Here is an 18,538-nt window from a genome sequence, read left to right on the forward strand (position 1 = left end):
GATTCCCATGACATTCCGCCGTGCCGCCGATCAGGCGGCGACAACCGCAGACAACTGGATACACAGCGGGGTACTCGTCCTGAACGCCTCCTACGAGGCGCTCGACGAGATCAAAGCCGACCGGGCCGTCGTGCTGCTGGTCGCCGGCGCCGCGGAGACCGTGGCCGACCGCAGGCCGCACTTCCCGATCCGGTCACGGCACGTGGAAATCGCTCTGCCACAGACCATTCGGTTGCTGCGCTACGTCTACCTCGAGCACGCCGTGCTGGTGCACGACGAGAGCAGGGCAACCCTGGCGGGCGTGCTGCGTCGCGACCGGAACCGGTGCGGCTACTGCGCCGGGTGGGCGCGCACCGTGGACCACATCCGGCCGCGGTCGAGGGGCGGCCCGAACACCTGGGGCAACCTCGTGGCCTGCTGCGCGCCGTGCAACACGGCCAAGGCGGACCGCACCCCGGAGGAGGCCGGCATGCGCCTGCTCTGGGAGCCGAAGGCCCCTACCCATCGGATCCGGCAGCAGCGCCGGATCTGGAAGCAACTCGCCGCGACCTGACCACGACCCGAGAAAGGAGAAGATCGCGATGACGAGCGCCGAGACCACCGCCGTCGCGGAGCCGACCCTGGCCGACCTGCTCCCGCTCTCGGATTCCCGAGGGTGGCACCGGGCGGCCTGCCGCGGCGATCCGAACCACGAAGCCTGGTTCCCGTACCCGTCACAGGACTTCGACTACGCCCGGGAAGTCTGCGCGCGCTGCCCGATCCGGGATGCCTGCGGTGACTTCGCCGCGCGCACCGGGCAATCCGGCGTCTGGGGCGGGCACGAGTTCGACCGCGGACGGGTGATCCGCCACTGAGCGGTCCCGCCGTCGTGCCGTGCGGCACGGCGGCGGGCCAACACGACCGCGCGCACCCGCGCCGGTATCGGGGAGCCTCGCCGACTTCGTTCGGCGCCGCTGACCATACACTGACCGCGTGGGCACTCATCGCAGCGCAACCAGATCCCGGGGCGTCAGCAAAGGTCCGGTTATCGCAGTGGTCGTCGTTGCGTTACTGGCCGCGATCGTCGTCGTCTGGTTCCAGTTGCGCGATCGCGCGGCGCACCAGGACAGTGCGGCGGCGGCCGAATGCGTCGAGGGGCCCGCGACACTCTCCGTGACGACCGATCCCGGCATCGCCGCGCAGGTGCGGGCCGCCGCGGACAGCTACAACGCCACCCGGCCGAAAGTACGCGACCACTGCGCGCGGGTCGAGGTGACCGCACAGCCGTCCGCGGCCGTCGTCGCCGCGTTCACCAGCGGCAAGCCATGGGACAAGGCGCTCGGCCCGCAGCCGGCGCTGTGGATCGCCGATTCGACCCGTTCCATCGAGTCCATGCGGGTGCCCGGCCTGATCGAGGGCACGCCGGTACCCATCGCCACCAGCCCGATCGTGCTCGCGGTGCCCGAGGACCTGCGTCGCGCGCTGGAGCAGGCCGACGTGTCCTGGGCCGACCTGCCGCGGCTGCAGCAGGGCTCGCTCGCCGATGTCGGCCTGAACGGATGGGGCGGGCTACGGATGGCCCTGCCCGCGGGTGACGCCACGCTCGCCGCGGCCACGGCGGTCGGCTCCGCGGTCTCGGGCGCGGAACCGCTCAGCGAGCAGGCGGCGCAGTCCGGTCAGGTGGTCGCCGCGATCTCCGGGCTCGCCGCCGACGCTCCCGAGGCGTCCGACACCACGGCCGCGCTGACCGAGCTCACGGCGCAGGACGCGCCCATGCACGCGATAGCCGCTACCGAGCAGCAACTGAAGGGTCTGCCCGGCGTCGTGGCGTTCCGCCCCGCCGGGTCCGCGCTCGTGGCCGATTACCCGGCCGCGTTGATGTCCGGCGCGTGGGTGGACAAGACGCAGAATCTCATCGCCGGACGGTTCACCGACTATCTACGCAAGCCCGAGCAGGCGCAGGCCTTCGTCACGGCGGGATTCGCCGCCGCGCCGCAGACCGCGGCCGCCGTCCCGCCCCGTGGCGCGCTCGACAAGGTTCGCGCCACGCTGGCGAATCCGGTACTCGGCGTGCGCTCCACCGTCCTGGTCGACGTGTCGGCGTCGATGGGGACGGCGGAGGGCGCCACGACGCGTCTGGCGAACGTTCTGGCCGCGCTGAATTCCACGATGACGGTCATGCCGCCGGACTTCGGACTCGGCGTGTGGACCTTCGGCAAGAACCTCGACGGCACCACTCCGTACCGGGTGGCCGCCGCCACCGCCCCGCTGACCACCGACCAACGCACGAAGATCGGCACCGCGCTGACCGCGGTGCGCCCGAGCGAGAGCCGGTCGGATCAGGCTTACCCGTCCCTGATCGCGGCGTACAAGAGCGCCGTCGCCGGGTACACGCCGGGCCGCACCAATTCGGTGCTGCTGATCACCGACGGACCCGACGACGATTCCACGGTCACCGGCACCCAACTGGCCGCGGACATCGCCGCGGCGACCGACCGCACCCGGCCGGTGCGCGTCGACGTCATCGTGGTCGGCGGCGGCGGCACCCAGACTCTCCAGGCCCTGGCGCGGCAGACCGGCGGGAACTACACCCGCCTGGCCACCTCCGACGACATCGGCTTCGGCTCCGCGGTCGTCCAGGCGCTCACCACGCCGTAGCGCGCCGCCCGCGCGAAGACAGAACTCCCGTCTCGCGCTATAGACAGCCGCTATTGGTAAGTCTAAACTTACGGTTCGTGGGGACTTACCGAGATGCGGCGCTGGCCGCGCTGGGTGACCCGACGAGGCGGGCGATCTTCGAGCGCCTCGGCGAGGGCCCGTGCGCGGTAGGGCAGCTGGCCGCGGATCTGCCGGTGAGCAGGCCCGCGGTATCGCAGCACCTCAGGGTGCTGGAACAGGCCGGATTGGTGACCCACGAGGCGGTCGGCACCCGCCGGGTGTACCGCTTGAATCCCACCGGTATCGACGCGCTGCGCGTGTACTTCACGCGGTTCTGGACCACCGCGATGTCGGCTTTCCAGGACGAAGCAGGCCGGAGGGCCGCCGAAGAACGAGCTACCGACCAGGAGCAGTCATGACACAGCAGGCCAGCGACAAGGACGTACGCGTCGAACTCGTCGTCGACGCACCCATCGAGACCGCCTACGACGTGTTCACCACCGGCATCGACAGCTGGTGGCCGCGCGAGCACCATATCGGCGCGGGCCGGCTCGCCGAGGAGGTGATCGAGCCGCGCGTGGGCGGCCGTTGCCTCGGTCGCGAGGACGACGGCACCGAATGTCCATGGGGCACCGTGCTGGTGTGGCAGCCGCCGACCCACTTCGCGTTCTCCTGGGCGATCGGCCTGGACTGGAAGCACGAAACCGATCCGGAGCGGGCCAGCCGCGTGGACGTCACCTTCTCGGCGGTCGCTCCCGACCGCACCGCCGTCACGCTGGTGCACTCCGGTTTCGATAAGCACGGACCGGGCTGGGAGTCCATGCACGACGCCGTGGGCAGTCCGGGTGGTTGGCCGGACCTGGCGAACACCTATGCAAAAGTGGCCGCCACGCGGTGAGGTCGATACGCGACCGGACCGGCGGTCAGTCCGCGTACGCCTCCAGCGGTGGACAGGCGCAAACCAGATTCCGGTCGCCATAGGCGCCGTCGATCCGGCGCACCGGCGGCCACACCTTCGCCCTGGCATGCCCGAGACCTCGGGGATACACGGCGACTTCCCGGCTGTAGGGGTGTTCCCACTCCCCCACCAGCGACGCCGCGGTGTGCGGCGCCCCACGCAGCGGGTTGTCGGCCACCGGCCACACACCCGCGGCGACCTGGTCGATCTCCGCGCGGATCGCGATCATCGCCTCGATGAAATCGTCCAGCTCGGCGAGGTTCTCGCTCTCGGTGGGCTCCACCATCAACGTACCGGCCACCGGAAAGCTCATGGTCGGCGCGTGGAACCCATAGTCCGCCAGACGTTTTGCCACATCGTCGACGGTGACGCCGGTTCGCTTGGTGATCTCGCGCAGGTCCAGGATGCACTCGTGCGCCACCATGCCGCGCTCGCCGGTGTAGAGCACCGGGAAGTACTCGTCCAGCCGCCGCGCGATGTAGTTGGCCGAAGCGATCGCCGACAGCGTGGCGCGGCGCAGCCCATCGGCGCCCATCATGCGGATGTAGGCCCAGGTGATCGGCAGAATGGAGGCGGAGCCGTACTTCGCGGCCGACACCGCGTGCGACCCCGCTTCCAGCGGGTCGCCGGGCAGATACCGCGCCAGGTGCGCGCGCACCGCGACCGGACCGACGCCGGGACCGCCGCCGCCGTGCGGGATGCAGAACGTCTTGTGCAGATTCAGGTGGCTCACGTCGCCGCCGAACCGGCCCGGCCGGGCGAGGCCGACCAGGGCGTTCAGGTTCGCGCCGTCCACGTAGACCTGACCGCCCGCGTCGTGCACCAGCGCGCACAAGTCGGCGACCTCGTGTTCGTAGACGCCGTGCGTGGACGGGTAGGTGATCATGATGCAGGCCAGGCGATCGGCGTGATCGGCGATCTTGGCGCGCAGGTCGTCGAGGTCGACGTCGCCGTTGGCGCGACACTTCACCACCTCCACGCGCAGCCCGGCCATGGCCGCCGACGCCGCGTTGGTGCCGTGCGCGCTGGACGGGATGAGACAGGTGTCGCGGTGGGTGTCGCCGCGATCGAGGTGGTAGCGCCGGATCGCCAGCAGCCCCGCGTACTCGCCCTGGCTGCCCGCGTTCGGCTGCAAGCTCACCGAGTCGTAGCCGGTGATGTCCGACAGCCACCGTTCCAGGTCCGCCACCACCCGCAGCAGGCCGGGCGCGTCCTCGACCGGCGCGTAGGGATGCACGCGCGCGAAACCGGGCCAGGTGATGGCCTCCATCTCCGCGGTGGCGTTGAGCTTCATGGTGCAGGAGCCGAGCGGAATCATGCTGCGGTCCAACGCGATGTCCTTGTCGGACAGTGCGCGCAGATACCGCAGCATCGCGGTCTCGGTCCGGTACTTCGTGAACGCGGCGTGCGCCAGGAACTCCGAGGTCCGGCTCTCGATCGCCGCGACCGGCGCGGGCGCCCCCGGCTCGGACGACACCGCGGTGCCGAAGGACTCGAGCACGGCCGCGACATGCGCGTCGGTGGTCGCCTCGTCGCAGGCGATGCCGACGTGGTCGGCGTCCACCAGGCGCAGATTGATGCCGCGCGACTTCGCTTTCGCCACAACGGCTTCCGCGCCGCCGGGCACGTGCGCGAGCACCGTGTCGAAGAAGCTGTCGTGCACCACCGCGCCGTCCAGCCCGGCCGCGATCGCCGCGGCGTGCGCGTGCACCCGGCGGGCGATCGCCCGCAGCCCTTCGGCACCGTGGTAGGAGGCGTACATCGCGGCCACGACGGCCAGCAGCACCTGCGCTGTGCAGATGTTGGAGGTCGCCTTCTCCCGGCGGATGTGCTGCTCGCGGGTCTGCAAGGCGAGCCGATAGGCGACGGCGCCGTCCGCGTCCACCGAGACGCCGACCAGGCGGCCGGGCAGCTGGCGGGCCTGCGCTTGCCGCACCGCGAGGTATCCGGCGTGCGGGCCGCCGAAACCGAGCGGGACACCGAAGCGCTGGGTGGTGCCGAAGCACACGTCGGCGCCCTGCTCACCGGGCGGCGTGATCAGCGTCATCGCCAGCAGATCGGCCCCGACCGCGACCAACGCGCCCCGATCGTGTGCCGCGGCGATCAACTCGGTCAGGTCCACGACGCGACCGGAAGCCCCGGGAGTCTGCGCCAGCACACCGAAGAACTCTCCGTCGGGCAGCTCTCCGGCGGACAGGTCCGCCTCCACGATCTCCAGGCCCAGCGGCTCGGCCCGGGTGTAGAGCACCGTTCTGGTCTGCGGGAACAGGTCGCGGTCGATGATCAGGCGTGCAGACTTCGATCGGCCCGCCCGGCGCAGCAGCGTCATGGCCTCGGCGGCCGCGGTGGCCTCGTCCAGCATCGACGCGTTGGCGACGTCCATGCCGGTCAGCTCCGACACCATGGTCTGGAAGTTGAGCAGCGCCTCGAGCCTGCCCTGGCTGATCTCGGGTTGATAGGGCGTGTAGGCGGTGTACCAGGCCGGATTCTCCAGCAGATTGCGCACCAGCACCGGCGGGGTCAGCGTGTCGTAGTAACCCAGCCCGATCATCGAGGTGGCCACGGTGTTGGTCCCGGCGAGTTCGGCGAGTTCGGCGAGCACCTCGTGCTCGGAGCCCGCCGCGGGCAGCCCGGCCAGGCCGTCGCCGTCCAGGATGCTCGCGGGCAGCGCGACGGCAGCCAGCTCGTCCAGCGACGACACGCCGACGACGTCCAAGATCCGGGCCAGTTCCTCCCGGTCGGGTCCGATATGGCGGTCGGCGAACGAGCGAGTCACAACAGCTCCCAAGGTCGGGCGGGGTCGACCAGGCGGTCGACGGGTACCGGCCCTCCCCCTCTGTCGTGGCGCCTGAGAGATTCGGGTCCCGCGACCGGTGGCCGAGACCCTTTCCCCATGGGCGGGCGGCTCGAAGCCGCCGCTTTCCAGAGGCGTCGAAGCCCGCACGGTCCTTTTTGCCTGAGAGATTGACGGGGAGGTGCTGCTCCTTCGGCGCTCGGACTCGTTTCCGGACCGAGGCTCTCCCGCACGGCGGCGACGCACCGTCAGTCTAAGCCGACGACACGCCGGAGCGCGCCACCGGACCCCGCGCGCACCGTGTCGTTCTGGTCACTCGGGGGACCGAGCGGGCATCACCCGTCAGATGGCGAGTCCGGCGCGCAGTCGCGCAGCCGCCAGCACGATCGACTCCGCTTGGACGCCCACCAGACGAGCCAGCGGCACCGCGACACCGGGTGCGTTCTGCTCCACGTCGGTGCACCATTGATCGAATACCGCGGCGAACCGGTCGCGCTCGGCCGCCAGCGCCGTACCGCCGCCGAGCGCGTATTCGTCCTCCAGCAGGCGCAGTAGCATGCCGCCCAGCCGCAGGCGCAGCATCGCGGTCCAGTCGTACTGCTCGACGAAGATCTCGCCCCGGGTCGCGATCCGATTTCGTTGCGGCACCGACTGTCTGCTCACGGCGAGACCCGGCAGCCCGGCGACCAGCGCACGCACCGACCGCTCGAACGGACTGCGACCGCTCAATGTGCCGTCGACGCGAGCGAGCACCTCGGAGGCGACCTCGGCCATGGCCCGGTAGTCGGCGGCGGTAGCGTCGAGCAGGTCGCCCAGCACTCGGTCGCCCGCCGAACCGTCGCCGATCCGCGAGTCCACCCAGAGCGGCAATTCGCAGACCAGGATCGCCGTGCCGTAGCGCGCCGCGTAGTCCCGGCAGCCGCCCCCGCCCAGCGCGGTGACCGAGTCGAGGCCTTGGGCCGCGAGCAGATCCGCCATCGCCTCGAACAGCGGCAGCTCGAAGACTCCCGGAGCGAGCGTGCGGGCGCCCGGCGCGTCGGGTTCGCCCTGGTAGATCGGCACGCCGGTGGCGGAGAGGCCTGCGGTCAACGCCGACCAGTACCCGGGATCACCGCCAGAGGTGTAGAAGAAGCCGCCGCCGAACTCCGCGTTGTGCAGGGAGGCGATCAGCGCGGGCCGCGTGCGGTCGATCAGCGCCATCATCGCCTTCGTCTCCGGAAGCGGCACCCCGACGCGCCGGCCGCGCCATTCGGTGGGGAAACACCATTCCGGTTGTTCGGCCGCGGGCGGCCGGTAGAAGCCGCGGGCGACGCCGGTTCTGGTGTGCGGTCCGGCGAACCACCCCTCGTTCAACCGCGTTCCGTCCGGATCTACGCACAGCAGGAAATGCCACGTGGCGCCTAGGGTCACCGTCTCGTCCGCGGCCATCCGGCCGAGCAGATGGCGAATCGTGGCCATGCCGATGGGCTCGTTCGGATGCGGATTGCCGAAGACCAAGATATGCCGGTCGCCGGATCCGACCGTCACCTCCCGAATCGGGTCACCGCCGCGCGAACGTCCTAGCTCGGTGATCGAGATTCGGTCCGGGTGCCCGGCCGCGAGAGCGTCGGCGAAGGCATTCAGTGCGTCGACGGTCGGAAACGCGTCGATCCGCTCGATCGGCCCGACGAGCCCGGTGATATCGCGTGCCTGCACCGCGCCCCCTCTCGCTGCCGCCCCGGCCCTTGCCCGCCGCCGACGGCGCTGTCACGCACCACGGCCGGGGAGGCTGCACGCCTTGCCCGGCCGTGAAAGCGTTGTGCGAATCCTAGCCCGTCTTGCGGTTCATCCGCGCCTTACGACGGAACGACAGCTCGTCCTCCGGACGCTCGGTGATCGCCGACGCGCGCTCCGCAGGGAAGTTCGCGATGGCGCCGGTCAGCTCGCGCATGGCGCCGCTCACGGCGATCCCGAACACACCCTGCCCGCCCTGCAGTAAATCGACGACCTCCTCGGCCGACGTGCACTCGTACACCGAGGTGCCGTCGGAGAAGAGGGTGATTCCCGCCAGGTCCTGCACGCCGCGGCTGCGCAGATGATCGACGGCGATCCGGATGTTCTGCAGCGAGATGCCCGCGTCGAGCAGCCGCTTGACGATCTTCAGGACCAGGATGTCCTTGAACGAGTACAGCCGCTGGCTGCCCGAACCCGCGGCGCTCCGGATGGAAGGCACCACCAAACCGGTGCGCGCCCAGTAGTCGAGCTGCCGGTAGGTGATTCCGGCTACCTGACACGCACTGGGAACGCGATAGCCGACCATGTCGTCAGGTACCGAGTCGTCGGGGAACAGTCCTGGCTGTACCACATCCTGCGATTGCTCTGCCACTGACCACTCCCTTGCTTCGCCGACGCATTCCCAGCCTCATCGATGACCCGGCGCCGTCACCGACCGAATCGGTGCGGATTCGGCCGAAACGGTCGTGGCCCAACTGTCGAGATTACTCCCCACGATTGTCCAGCCCGCGGCGTCATCGAGCCAAACGCGACGCGCGGGGAAAGTCTCGACCTCTACTTCAGCTATCGGTCGCCTTGAAGTCGTCGGGAGAGACCGACTCCAGGAATTCCTTGAACTTCTCCACCTCGTCCTCGCGCTCGTCCGGCATGACGAGACCGGCTTCCTCGAGAACCGACTCCTCGGCATGGATCGGGCAACCCACCCGCAAGGCGATCGCAATCGAATCCGATGGCCGCGCCGAAATCCGCAGATCGTTCTCGAAGACGAGATCCGCGTAGAAGGTGCCCTCCTGCAGATCGACGATCCGCACTTCCTTCAATGTGTGCCCCAGCTCGGTGATCAGGATCTTGATCAGGTCGTGGGTCAGCGGACGGATCGGGGTCACCCCCTCCTGCTCGAGGACGATCGCCGTCGCCTCGGCTTGCCCGATCCAGATCGGCAGATACCGGTCGCCCGCCACTTCGCGGAGCAACAGCACGGGCTGGTTCTGTGGCTGCTCGACACGGATGCCGATCACGCGCATTTCGCTCATCGCACTGCCTCCCATACTCGCCGCCGGCCCGGCATGACCGCCGCAGAGCTCGCCGTACCACGAGTCTAGGCGAACCCGCACCGGTCCAGCGATCCGTCTGCACAGCAGAAATCAGGGTGTCCGTTCACCGGAACCTACGGACCGTGGCCCCTCGGGGGGTCAGCCCCCGAGCGAGCCCCGGACCGAGGACTTGACCAGACAGGTGTGCAGGGTCAGCGACAGCGCGGCCAGTTCACGCACCGTCTCCTCCGCGCGGGCGCGCGCACCCGCGTCCCGGCTCTTCGCGATCGGGGCGACGATCTGCGCCACGAGCGCGGCCTCCCGGTCGGCGGCAAGCTTGAACGCACGCAGATGCCGTGCCTCCAAACCGAATTCGGCCATCGCCCGCGCGGTCTTGGCCAGCGTGACCGCGTCCGCGTCGAAGTACCCCGCCGGGCCGGGTGTGATCAGATTGGCCCGGATGAGGTCGCCCAGGAACTTCTCCTCGATCCCGGCCTGGTCGAGCAGATCGGCCCGGGTGACCCGGATTTCGTGATCGAACCGCAGATCATCCGGGGAGATCTCGCTCGGCACGACGCCGAGCCTACGAGGCGCGGCCACCGGGCGCACGCCACGTTCGGAAGCCGGCACGGCCGGTTCCGCATCGGGCGTGCCGCGCCCGGACTCCGGCGCACCGGGCCGGACGGAGTGCGCTCGGGCGCGGGCTTCCCGCACGCCGAGCGTCGCCGCACCGCTATCGATTGCCTCGAGCTGCTCCTTGATCACCTTCAGCGGGAGGTATTGATCACGCTGCGCGGTCAATACGAACCGGAGCCGTTCCACATCCGCCACGGAGAACCTGCGGTAGCCCGAAGGCGTCCGCTCCGGCCGGATCAGGCCCTCCGCTTCCAGGAAGCGGATCTTGGAGATGGTGACGTCGGGAAAGTCGGGGCGCAGCAGGTCGAGCACGGAGCCGATCGACATCCCTCCGCGTGCCCACTGCGCCGCACCGGTCACAGCGCCAGGTCCTTCATGACTCCGAGCCTTTCATGAGTGCGCGACCCGGCACCGACGCCGTCATAGACTCCCCGCGCCCGCCGACGAGTCGGTCACCTGGGCGCGCGGTCCGGTGAGGAACACCAGCCGGAACTTGCCGATCTGGACCTCGTCACCGTTCTGCAGTTCGGAGGAGTCCACCGGCTCCCGGTTCACATACGTGCCGTTCAGGCTGCCCACGTCGACGACCTGGAAGGAATCGTCGTCCTGACGGAACTCGGCGTGCCGACGGCTGACGGTGACGTCGTCGAGAAAGATGTCACTGTCGGGGTGGCGCCCCGCCGACGTGGTCGGCTGATCCAGCAGGAACCGCGAGCCCGCGTTCGGGCCGCGCTTGACGACCAGAAGGGCCGCGCCCACAGGCAGACCCTCGACCCCTTGGACCGGCTGTTCGCCGGTCGGCTCTCCGGAGCGCGACGCGTCGACCTCGTTCAGGAAATCCGCGCGGAAGACCGACGTCGTCTCGGCCGCGGTCTCCCCGTAACCCGGGTCTTTGTTCTCGCTCACCGTTTCTCTCCTCCTCGAACCTGATTATCCCTGCAAGCAGGTGATACCTCTGGTACCACGACCTGCCGTCGAGTCACTAGATTCCCGGCACAGCCGCCGGGTGCATCTGTTGGCATTGACCGTACCCTGCCGGGCCGCACCCGTGCAGGTAGAACTGGGAAGGCTGCTTCAGCCCCCGATAACTCCTTGATAACCTGCGGCATCCAGCAGTTCACCGAGCGTCGCGTCGAGACTCGCCGCATCGCCCACCTCCAACTCGAACAGCCATCCGTCACCGTAGGGATCGGCGTTCAACGTCTCCGGCTCCGAGTTCAGCAAGTCGTTCACCGCAACGACTTTCGCGCTCAGCGGCGCGTAGATGTCGGACACGCTCTTGGTCGACTCCACCTCCGCGATGCTGTCCGCGGCGACCACCTCCGCGTCCGCCTCGGGCAGCTGCACGAACACAACGTCACCGAGTTGAGACTGGGCGTAGTCGGTGATGCCCACCCGCACCCGGGTCGGGGCGATCCGGCGTACCCACTCGTGCTCCTCGGTGTAGCGCAGATCCTCGGGGGTCTGGGTCACAGGCCGTCCTTTCGTTTGAACGTTGCACGCAAACTCTATCGGCTACGCCGTCCGATGCCCCACAGCCGGTATCGCTCTTGCGACCGCGATGGCTTTGCCGGTGTACAGCACGCCGGTCCAGACGTAGACCGCGGTGCCCCAGATCAGTAGTGCCCCGCCGAAGGCGCGCCCGAAACCGGCGGCAGCCCAGTCCATCTGCCCCGCCAGCAGCCAGGGCAGCGCGGACATCAGCGCGAAGGTGGCCGCCTTGCCCAGGTAGATCACCTCCGGCGGGGGCAGGTCGCGGCGCTTGTACACCGACAACGTCGCGGTCAGCACGAGGTCGCGGCCGACCAGGATCGCCGCGACCCACCACGGGATCAGGCCGCGGATCACGAAAGCCGCCAGCGTGGCGACCAGATAGAGCCGGTCGACGAACGGATCCAGCAGTGCTCCCAGCCGTGAGGACTGCCCCAGCAGCCGGGCGAGTTTGCCGTCCAGGAAGTCGGTGACGCCGCTGACGACCAGCAGGGCGAACGCCCAGCCATCGGCCCGCTCGATCAGCAGCAACCACAGGAACAGCGGGACGCCGAGCAGGCGCAGCACGCTCAGCACGTTCGGCACGGTCAGGATGCGGTCGGCGAAGACTCCCCGCACTCCGCCGTCGGCGGCGCGTTCCTCCGGTTGGGCTGTGCCCGATTCGGTTGTCACGCCCCGTGCATACCCCACCGACCCCGTTCCTCGCCATCTTCGCGGGCCGAATTTTCCGGATATCGACGCGGCATGCCCGTGCGAGGATGGTTTCCGCCACAGCGCGACGGTGACAGAATGATTTGGAATATTTCTCACTATGTGGCCGGTGAGCGAGAGGAAGTCATGTCCGCATTCGACTACGACGTGGTGGTGATCGGCTCCGGCTTCGGCGGCAGCGTCAGCGCCCTGCGGCTCACCGAGAAGGGTTACCGGGTCGGGGTGCTCGAGGCAGGCCGCCGATGGAACGCCGAGGACATCCCGCGCACGAATTGGAATGTGCGCAAATCGATCTGGGCGCCGCGCCTGGGCCTCACCGGTCCGCAGCGGATCAGTCTGCTCGGCAAGTGCGCCGTGTTCTCCGGCGCCGGGGTCGGCGGCGGCTCGCTGATCTACGGGAACACGCTGTACGAGCCCCTGCCGAACTTCTACACCGACCGGCAGTGGGCGCACATCACCGACTGGCGCGCGGAACTGGCGCCGTACTACGACCAGGCCAAGCGCATGCTCGGCGTCGCGCCCAACCCGCGCACGACCCCGGCCGACGAGGTGATCCGGGAGATCGCCGAGGACCTCGGTGTGGCCGACACCTACCATCCGACCGATGTCGGCGTGTTCTTCAACGAGAGCGATCCGGGCACGGAGGTCGACGATCCCTACTTCGGCGGCGCGGGTCCCCGCCGCAACGGCTGCGTGCACTGCGCGCGCTGCTTCACGGGGTGCCCGCACAACGCCAAGAACACCACCACCACGAACTATCTCTATCTGGCCGAACAGGCCGGTGCGCAGGTTCACCCGCTGACCACGGCCACCGCCGTGCGGCCGCTGCCCGGCGGCGGATACGCCGTCGACACCGAGCGGTCCGGCCGCTGGATCCGCAAGCAGCGCAGAACCTTCACCGCCGAGCAGGTGGTGTTCGCCGGCGCCGCGCTCGGCACCCAGAAGCTGCTGCTCGAGATGCGGGACGACGGCGTGCTGCCGCACCTGTCGCCCCGGCTCGGCGAACTGACCCGGAGCAACTCCGAGGCCATCCTCAACGTGGTCAGCCGCGCCCGCCGCGACTTCGCCGAGGGCATCGCGATCACCTCATCGATCCACCCGGAGCCCGACACCCACGTCGAGGTGTGTCACTACGGCAAGGGCCAGAACGCGCTGTTTCCGATGTCGGTGCCGATCGTGGACGGCGGCGCGTTCCGCTTCCTGCGCTTCCTGCTGGCGATCCTGCTGCACCCGCTGGTGTTCCTGCGCAGCCTGAACGCACGGCACGCCTCGGAGAAGTCGGTGATCCTGCTGATCATGCAGTCGCTGGACAACTCGCTGACCTCGTTCCGCAGGCGCGGGCGGCTGCGCACCAGGCAGGGCACCGGCGAGCCGAACCCGACCTGGATCCCCCTGGCCCACGACATCGGCAGACGGTTCGGCGCCAAGGTCGACGGCGACACCCACGGGCTGATCATGGACGTGTTCGACATCCCGGCCACGGCCCACTACATCGGCGGATGCGTGATCGGCGAGAGCCCGCGCAGCGGCGTGGTCGACCCGTACCAGCGGGTCTACGGTCATCCCGGCCTGCACGTTGCGGACGGCTCGGCGGTGACCGCCAATCTCGGCGTGAACCCGTCGCTGACGATCACCGCGCAAGCCGAGCGCGCGATGGCGTTCTGGCCCAACCGCGACGAACCCGACCCGCGGCCGGAACTGGGGTCGGCCTACCGGCGCATCGCTCCGGTGCCGCCGGCGCGACCGGCGGTGCCCGCCGAGGCGCCGGGCGCGCTGCGGTTGCCGATCGAGCCCGCGTCGCCCCGTACCCAGGTGAAGTGAGGCCGACACCACGCGGCATGAACGGTCGCCTGCGGCTAGCGTGATCCGTTGTGTCAGACAGTGGTATCGACCTGCGCTCCTACGTGCCCGCGGAGGAGGTGCGCGCCCGCGGACGCGCGTTGCGTGAGCGGGTTCCGGTCAGCGCAAGGGATCGGGCGGCCACCGGAGTACGGCGTCCGAGCGTGCTCGATTTCGTCGAGATGAGCAATGCGGGCAGGCTGGAGCACCTGATACCGCTGCGGATCGGGCGGATGATCGCCTCGCCGTTCACCTTCTATCGGGGCGCGGCGGGGTTGATGGCGGCCGATCTGGCAGGTGGCCCGGACAGTGGGCTCACCGCCCAGCTGTGCGGTGACGCGCACGCGGCCAACTTCGGCCTGTACGGCACCGCGCGCGGCGAGATCATCATGGACATCAATGATTTCGACGAGACCGTGCCCGGTCCGTGGGAGTGGGATCTGGAGCGCCTCGCGGCCAGCCTGGTACTGGCCGGGCGGGAGGCGGGCGCCGACGAGGACGAGTGCCGCACCGCCGCGCGCGACGCCGCCCGTTCTTACCGCCTGGCCGTGGCGGATCTGGCCGCGATGCCGTTCATGGCGTCCTGGTCCGCGCTGCCCGACGAGTCGGTGCTCGCCAGGGCCGAGGCCGACGACCTGCTCGACGACTTCAAGAAGGCGGCCAAGAAGGCGCGCAAGAACACCAGCGCCAAGGTGGTGGCCAAGTGGACCGAGCACCTCGAGGATCACCAGACCGGTATCCGCAAGCACCGCTTCGTCAGCGATCCGCCGATTCTGACCGCGGTGGACGAGCGCGTCGCGGAGGCGGTGATCGGCGGGCTGGAGCGCTATGCCGATACCTTGCCCGAGTCTCGGCGCAATCTCCTGGCCCGGTTCGCCGTGTCCGACATCGCGTTCCGGATCGTCGGGACCGGCAGCGTCGGGCTGCGCAGCTATCTCGCGCTGCTGCACGGCAACGACGGCGAGGCGCTGGTCCTGCAAGTGAAGCAGGCCGCGGCAGCGGCGCTCGCCCCGTTCCTGCCGACGGCCGCCGTACGGCACGAGGGTGAGCGAATCGTGCGAGGCGCCAGGCTTGTTCAGTCCGAGTCGGATCTCCTGCTCGGGTGGACGTCCCTCGACCCGGTCGGCGACGGCGTCGAAATGCCTTTCATCGTCCGGCAATTTCGCAATATGAAGGGCGGCATCGATCCCGCCGAGTTGCCCGCGGACGACCTCGACGACTACGGGCGGCTGGCGGGCGCGCTGCTGGCCAGGGCCCATTCCCGGTCGCTGGATCCGCGCTTGCTGTCGGGATATCTGGACGGCGACGAACGCTTCGACGACGCGGTCGCCGCGTTCGCGGTGCGTTACGCCGACCGCACCGAAGCCGACCACGCCGAACTGGCCGGGGCCGTGCGGGCGGGCCGGATCGCCGCCGAGGAACCGGAGTAGCCCGGCCGCAGTGCCTCGCGCCCGACACGCCGTCCGTCGGCACGGGCGCGGCGAATCCGTTGCGGCACCTCGTATCCTGTCGAGTGTCGACGTGAAGGGTGGCCGCCAATGCTCGTGCGAGTCCAGAACGCCGCAGGTACCAATGCCGAGCGGGTGCTGATCGATTGGCTGCGCACCTGGAAGGACCCCGGGAGTCCGCACGGTGTCGCGACGATCACCTGCAGCTTGTTCCACAAGGATCGGCTGCACCAATTCGACGCCGTGGTCTGGACCCCGACCAGCTGCGTGGTGATCGAGGCCGATGCACTGGTCGCCCGCCAGGATGGCGTGCTGGAGGTCCCGCTCAACGGCGAGTGGACGATCAACGGCGAGCCGGTGGCGATGGAGAGCCGCGACCGCAGCACGCCGCTGGACAAATCCCGCGAGCACACTTTCGCGTTGCAGGAATGGCTGGCCGCCCGCGGCCTCGGGCAGCGGGTCGTGCACGGCGTCGCGCTGGTCGTCCCGCTGTCGGGCGCCCAGTTGCGACTCGAACAGCGGTGGGCCGATCCGAGTTTCGACGTGATCATCGGCGACGACCCGGGCCGGCTGCGGCACTACTTCGACTCGCTCGCCACGGAGGAGAAGTTCCTCTGGACGGCCAACGACGTCGCCGTCGCGTTCCGCGGTCTCGGCATCCTGCCCTACCTGCCCGCGCCGCAGGAACTGCTCAACGAGGGCTTTCTCGGCCCGATCGACATCACGCTCTGGCACGGTGGGCCCAACCAGGCGCAGGCCGAGGCCTACGCGGAGGAACTCGCGCAGGCCGAGCGGGAAGCGCAGGCGTCCGCCTTCGTCATCCGGGCGCCCTGGTACAGCCCGTGGAAGCTGTATCCACGCGAGTCCGGCGACCTCGACTTCGGGCGCGCGGTGATGCGCACCGTCCTGGCCATCGGCATGATCGTCGCCTTCGTCTGGGTCGTGTGGTTCGTGGTCACCGCGCTCACGGCGTACGGACCGGGCTGAGCGGCCGCCGACGGGTGCGACCGCCCGGCCGCTAGGACGACGCCGAGATCGGCTGGTCCCGCTGGAAGACGCTCGCGTCGTCGAGCATGGCCGCGCGCAGCATCCGCTCCGGCACGCCCATGGCCTCGACCAGGGTCGAAGCGTGCGGACGCAGCCGGTCGACCAGTTCGTTGACGCCGCGGCGCACCGCCTTCGCCCGGTCCACCGACATGAACCGGTGCATGATGTACCAGGCCTGGTTCTCCTCGATGGTGGAGTAGACGAACAGGTCGCACATCCAGTCGGCGAGTTCACGCGCGGCCGGGTCCTCGATGTCGGAGATCCCCTCGATGAACGCCTCGAGCACCAGCCGGTCGATGTGCGCCGAGCCCGCTGCCAGGATGTGGTCTTGGGCATTGTTGAACGCCTCGAACGGGCCGGTCTCCTCGGCCCTGGCGCGCAGCCGGTGCGCCGCGGTGCGGACCAGGTAGTCCTCGCGGTCGGCGAACAATTGCAGTTGCACCGCCCGGCGGGACAGATCGCCCTCATCGATGGAATCGTCGCCGCGGTCACGGAGGGTCTGGATCAGCTGGCGCACGCCCGAACGCTTGCGCACCACGTCACCGGCCATGGTCGCGGCGAAGCGCACCCAGCCCAGGGCGTCCAGGTCGCGCACCTCGTCGGCGTAGGCGGTGAGCAGTTCCTTGGCCACCAACTGGGTGAGCACCACGTTGTCACCTTCGAAGGTGGTGAACACGTCGGTGTCGGCCTTCAAGGTCACCAGCCGATTCTCCGTGAGATAACCCGCGCCGCCGCACGCTTCGCGGCACTCCTGGATGGCGCGGGTGGCGTGGTTGGTCTGCGCGACCTTGAGGCCTGCCGCGCGCTTCTCCAGTGCGCGCTGTGCGCCCGGCTCGAGATTCTGGCCGGTCTGCACCAGGTGCATCCGCCGCACCAGGTCGTTCTGCGCGAACGCGAGCGCATACGACTTCGCGACCAGCGGCAGCAGACGGCGCTGGTGGCTGCGGTAGTCCAGCAGCACGGTTTCCACCCCGGTGTCCGGGTCGGAGAACTGGCGGCGCAGCAGCGCGTAGCGCACCGCGATGCTCAAGGCGACGCGCGCGCCCGCCGCCGCGGCGCCGCCGACGCTCACCCGGCCGCGCACCAGGGTGCCGAGCGTGGTGAAGAACCGGCGGCTGGGGTTGTCGATTTCGGAGCTGTAGGTGCCGTCGGGGGCGACGTCGGCGTAGCGGTTGAGCAGGTTCTCCCGGGGCACGCGCACGTGGTCGAAGACGATGCGCCCGTTGTCCACGCCGGGCAGGCCGCCCTTGAGGCCGTCGTCATAGGTGGTCACGCCGGGCAGGTCGGCGCCGTTCTCGTCGCGGATGGGCACCAGCAGGCAATGCACGCCCTTGTTCTCGCCCTGCGTGATCAGCTGCGCGAACACCGCGGCCATCCTGGCGTGTTCGGCCGCGCCCCCGATGTAGTCCTTGCGCGCCGACGGCGTCGGCGAGTGCACCACGAACTCTTGGGTCTGCGGGTCGTAGGTCGCCGTGGTCTCCAGGTTCGCGACGTCGCTGCCGTGCCCGGACTCGGTCATCGCGAAGCAGCCGAGCAGATCCAGCGAGATCAAGCGCTCGATGAACTCCCGGTGCCGTTCGGTGCCGAGATTCTCCACGGCGCCGCCGAAAAGACCCCACTGCACGCCCGATTTCACCCACAACGACAGATCCGCGTACGCGAGCATCTCCAGGCCGACCACCGCCGCGCCCGGCTCACTGGTACCGCCGTTCTCCCTGCGGAAGCCGCGCTCGGCGAACCCCATCGTGGAGATCGCCTTCATCTGCTCGAGCACGCGCGCCCGGGCGGCCTTGTAGTCCTGGTAGGGATCGGCGGTGAACTCCTCCCCGGCCAGCAAGGTCCTGGCTTCGTCCCGGACGGCCGCCCAAGGGCCGTCGAGTGCCGCGCGTAGGTGGTCCGCCGTCGTTGCCGTGCCGCTAGTCATGTCTCGACGATAGCCCCGTACACGGGC

Annotated in this window: 17 protein-coding genes and 1 riboswitch; of the genes, 8 read left to right on the forward strand and 9 right to left on the reverse strand. The window is 69.5% G+C overall.

Annotated elements, in window-relative coordinates; translation table 11 throughout:
• Positions 1–7: 7 nt before the first annotated feature.
• The 5 genes from ABZ824_RS35005 to ABZ824_RS35025 all read left to right on the forward strand — a co-directional run bounded on the left by ABZ824_RS35005 (position 8) and on the right by ABZ824_RS35025 (position 3,535).
• Positions 8–553: an HNH endonuclease gene (locus tag ABZ824_RS35005; RefSeq protein ID WP_356968594.1), complete on the forward strand. Its 546-nt coding sequence runs from the start codon at positions 8–10 to the stop codon at positions 551–553.
• Between the two features lie 28 nt (positions 554–581).
• Positions 582–854 carry a WhiB family transcriptional regulator gene (locus ABZ824_RS35010; protein WP_355078495.1) on the forward strand — a complete coding sequence of 91 codons (273 nt, stop codon included), beginning with the start codon at positions 582–584 and terminating at the stop codon, positions 852–854.
• Between the two features lie 178 nt (positions 855–1,032).
• The gene (locus ABZ824_RS35015) at positions 1,033–2,637 is read left to right on the forward strand and encodes a VWA domain-containing protein (protein WP_356968596.1); all 1,605 of its coding nucleotides are present in this window, start codon (positions 1,033–1,035) and stop codon (positions 2,635–2,637) included.
• A 77-nt stretch (positions 2,638–2,714) separates the two neighbouring features.
• Positions 2,715–3,056: a metalloregulator ArsR/SmtB family transcription factor gene (locus ABZ824_RS35020; protein ID WP_356968598.1), complete on the forward strand. Its 342-nt coding sequence runs from the start codon at positions 2,715–2,717 to the stop codon at positions 3,054–3,056.
• Complete coding sequence (locus ABZ824_RS35025; RefSeq protein WP_356968600.1) at positions 3,053–3,535, forward strand: SRPBCC family protein; 483 nt, start codon at positions 3,053–3,055, stop codon at positions 3,533–3,535. Before ABZ824_RS35020 ends, ABZ824_RS35025 begins: the two co-directional genes overlap by 4 nt.
• Before the next feature lie 25 nt (positions 3,536–3,560).
• Here ABZ824_RS35025 and gcvP read toward each other — a convergent pair whose 3' ends face one another.
• From gcvP to ABZ824_RS35065, 8 genes are all read right to left on the reverse strand, one after another.
• Positions 3,561–6,371, reverse strand: coding sequence for an aminomethyl-transferring glycine dehydrogenase (gcvP, locus tag ABZ824_RS35030; RefSeq protein ID WP_356968602.1), 2,811 nt, complete (start codon positions 6,369–6,371; stop codon positions 3,561–3,563).
• Between the two features lie 157 nt (positions 6,372–6,528).
• Positions 6,529–6,629: riboswitch (glycine riboswitch) on the reverse strand.
• 102 nt (positions 6,630–6,731) lie between these two features.
• Positions 6,732–8,084, reverse strand: coding sequence for a M14 family zinc carboxypeptidase (locus ABZ824_RS35035; protein WP_356968604.1), 1,353 nt, complete (start codon positions 8,082–8,084; stop codon positions 6,732–6,734).
• Between the two features lie 112 nt (positions 8,085–8,196).
• Entirely contained in the window at positions 8,197–8,754 is a 558-nt protein-coding gene (locus tag ABZ824_RS35040) for a MerR family transcriptional regulator (RefSeq protein ID WP_067811025.1), read from the reverse strand.
• Between the two features lie 187 nt (positions 8,755–8,941).
• Positions 8,942–9,415, reverse strand: a complete 474-nt coding sequence (locus ABZ824_RS35045; protein ID WP_039797829.1) for a bifunctional nuclease family protein — start codon at positions 9,413–9,415, stop codon at positions 8,942–8,944.
• 159 nt (positions 9,416–9,574) lie between these two features.
• Positions 9,575–10,378 (reverse strand): MerR family transcriptional regulator, encoded by an 804-nt coding sequence (locus tag ABZ824_RS35050; RefSeq protein ID WP_356968651.1) that lies wholly within the window; start codon positions 10,376–10,378, stop codon positions 9,575–9,577.
• Between the two features lie 93 nt (positions 10,379–10,471).
• A complete protein-coding gene (locus tag ABZ824_RS35055) occupies positions 10,472–10,957 on the reverse strand; it encodes an FHA domain-containing protein (RefSeq protein WP_043690204.1) in 486 nt (161 codons plus the stop codon).
• Between the two features lie 168 nt (positions 10,958–11,125).
• Positions 11,126–11,524, reverse strand: a complete 399-nt coding sequence (gene gcvH, locus ABZ824_RS35060; RefSeq protein WP_355078501.1) for a glycine cleavage system protein GcvH — start codon at positions 11,522–11,524, stop codon at positions 11,126–11,128.
• A gap of 42 nt (positions 11,525–11,566) precedes the next feature.
• Positions 11,567–12,160 (reverse strand): CDP-alcohol phosphatidyltransferase family protein, encoded by a 594-nt coding sequence (locus ABZ824_RS35065; RefSeq protein WP_355078550.1) that lies wholly within the window; start codon positions 12,158–12,160, stop codon positions 11,567–11,569.
• 219 nt (positions 12,161–12,379) lie between these two features.
• Between ABZ824_RS35065 and ABZ824_RS35070 the strand changes: the two genes are divergently transcribed.
• From ABZ824_RS35070 to ABZ824_RS35080, 3 genes are all read left to right on the forward strand, one after another.
• Positions 12,380–14,074, forward strand: a complete 1,695-nt coding sequence (locus ABZ824_RS35070; RefSeq protein WP_355078502.1) for a GMC family oxidoreductase — start codon at positions 12,380–12,382, stop codon at positions 14,072–14,074.
• A 50-nt stretch (positions 14,075–14,124) separates the two neighbouring features.
• Positions 14,125–15,522 carry a DUF2252 domain-containing protein gene (locus ABZ824_RS35075; protein WP_356968607.1) on the forward strand — a complete coding sequence of 466 codons (1,398 nt, stop codon included), beginning with the start codon at positions 14,125–14,127 and terminating at the stop codon, positions 15,520–15,522.
• Between the two features lie 108 nt (positions 15,523–15,630).
• Positions 15,631–16,527, forward strand: coding sequence for a nuclease-related domain-containing protein (locus ABZ824_RS35080; protein WP_356968609.1), 897 nt, complete (start codon positions 15,631–15,633; stop codon positions 16,525–16,527).
• Positions 16,528–16,558: 31 nt separating this feature from the next.
• Here ABZ824_RS35080 and ABZ824_RS35085 read toward each other — a convergent pair whose 3' ends face one another.
• The gene (locus ABZ824_RS35085) at positions 16,559–18,511 is read right to left on the reverse strand and encodes an acyl-CoA dehydrogenase (protein ID WP_356968611.1); all 1,953 of its coding nucleotides are present in this window, start codon (positions 18,509–18,511) and stop codon (positions 16,559–16,561) included.
• Positions 18,512–18,538 lie beyond the last annotated feature (27 nt).

The organism is Nocardia sp. NPDC047038 (assembly GCF_040644075.1).
GTDB classification, from domain to species: Bacteria; Actinomycetota; Actinomycetes; order Mycobacteriales; family Mycobacteriaceae; genus Nocardia; species Nocardia sichangensis.

Coding starts and splice junctions, on each gene's coding strand:
- ABZ824_RS35005 (WP_356968594.1), top strand. CDS start 8: ATGACATTCCGCCGTGCCGCCGATCAGGCGGCGACAACCGCAGACAAC.
- ABZ824_RS35010 (WP_355078495.1), top strand. CDS start 582: ATGACGAGCGCCGAGACCACCGCCGTCGCGGAGCCGACCCTGGCCGAC.
- ABZ824_RS35025 (WP_356968600.1), top strand. CDS start 3,053: ATGACACAGCAGGCCAGCGACAAGGACGTACGCGTCGAACTCGTCGTC.
- ABZ824_RS35045 (WP_039797829.1), bottom strand. CDS start 9,415: ATGAGCGAAATGCGCGTGATCGGCATCCGTGTCGAGCAGCCACAGAAC.
- ABZ824_RS35050 (WP_356968651.1), bottom strand. CDS start 10,378: ATGTCGATCGGCTCCGTGCTCGACCTGCTGCGCCCCGACTTTCCCGAC.
- ABZ824_RS35070 (WP_355078502.1), top strand. CDS start 12,380: ATGTCCGCATTCGACTACGACGTGGTGGTGATCGGCTCCGGCTTCGGC.
- ABZ824_RS35080 (WP_356968609.1), top strand. CDS start 15,631: ATGCTCGTGCGAGTCCAGAACGCCGCAGGTACCAATGCCGAGCGGGTG.
- ABZ824_RS35085 (WP_356968611.1), bottom strand. CDS start 18,511: ATGACTAGCGGCACGGCAACGACGGCGGACCACCTACGCGCGGCACTC.